This window comes from Variovorax sp. CF313, from assembly GCF_000282635.1.
Classification (GTDB): domain Bacteria; phylum Pseudomonadota; class Gammaproteobacteria; order Burkholderiales; family Burkholderiaceae_C; genus Variovorax.
In genome coordinates, this window is the sequence record NZ_AKIW01000061.1 from 1 (window position 1) to 1152 (window position 1152).

Sequence of the window (1152 nt, forward strand, 5' to 3'; positions counted from 1 at the left end):
CTGCTTCACACCGTCGATCACGTAGCCGTCGCCGTCCTTGCGCGCGGTGGTGCGCAGGCTCGATGCATCGCTGCCGGCTTGCGGCTCGGTAAGGCAGAAGGCGCCGAGCATCCGGCCCTGCGCCAGCGGCTCGAGCCACTTCTTTTTCTGCTGCGCGTTGCCATAGCGCATGAGGATGGCGTTGACGGGGCAGTTGGTCACGCTGATGGCGGTGCTGGTGCCGCCGTCGCCGGCCGCGATTTCTTCGAGCACCAGCGCGAGCGTGAGGTAGTCGAGGCCCGCGCCACCGTCTTCCTCGGGTACGCAGATGCCGTAAGCACCCAGTGCCGCAAGGCCTTGGTGAGCCTCCTTGGGAAAGCTGTGCTCGCGGTCCCACTTCGCGGCGTTGGGCCAGAGTTCGGCTTGCGAGAAATCGCGCACCGCGTCGCGAATTGCTTCCTGGTCAGTACTCAGCAACATGGTGCAGTCCTCACACCAGTTCGATAGCGACGGCGGTTCCTTCGCCCCCGCCGATGCACAAGGTGGCCACGCCGCGCTTCTTGCCGCGCGCCTTCAGCGCATGGATCAGCGTGACCATGATGCGCGCACCGCTCGCACCGATCGGGTGGCCCAGCGCGCACGCGCCGCCGTTCACGTTGACGATCTCGTGCGACACGTCGAGCTCGTGTATCAGCGCCATCGGCACCACGGCGAAGGCCTCGTTCACTTCCCAGAGGTCGACGTCCTTGACGGTCCAGCCGGTCTTCTTGAACAGCTTGGCGACGGCGCCGACCGGGGCGGTCGAGAACCACTCCGGCTGCTGCGCGTGCGTGGCATGGCCGACGAGGCGGGCGATAGGCTTGGCACCGATCTTCCTGGCGTGCGACTCGGTCATCATCACCAGCGCAGCCGCGCCGTCGTTGATCGACGAGCTCGATGCGGCGGTGATGGTGCCGCCCTCCTTCTTGAACGCGGGCTTGAGCGTGGGGATCTTGTCGAGCTTGACCTTGCCCGGGCCCTCGTCGACCGAGATCACGGTCTCACCGCCGCGCCCCTTGACGGTGACGGGCGCGATCTCGTCCTTGAAGAGGCCGGTGTCGGTGGCCTTCTTGGCGCGTTCGACGCTGGCGATGGCGAAGGCGTCCTGCCGCTCGCGCGTGAACTTGTACTTGG

Annotated in this window: 2 protein-coding genes; both read right to left on the bottom strand. The window is 66.6% G+C overall.

The genetic code is table 11. The annotated features are described in order from the left end of the window. Positions 1-459 (bottom strand): acyl-CoA dehydrogenase family protein (locus PMI12_RS15750; RefSeq protein ID WP_007834264.1); only part of this gene is annotated, 459 nt, incomplete at its 3' end. 10 nt (positions 460-469) lie between these two features. Then, positions 470-1152: acetyl-CoA C-acyltransferase (locus PMI12_RS15755; RefSeq protein WP_007834267.1), on the bottom strand; the 683-nt coding region annotated here is incomplete at its 5' end.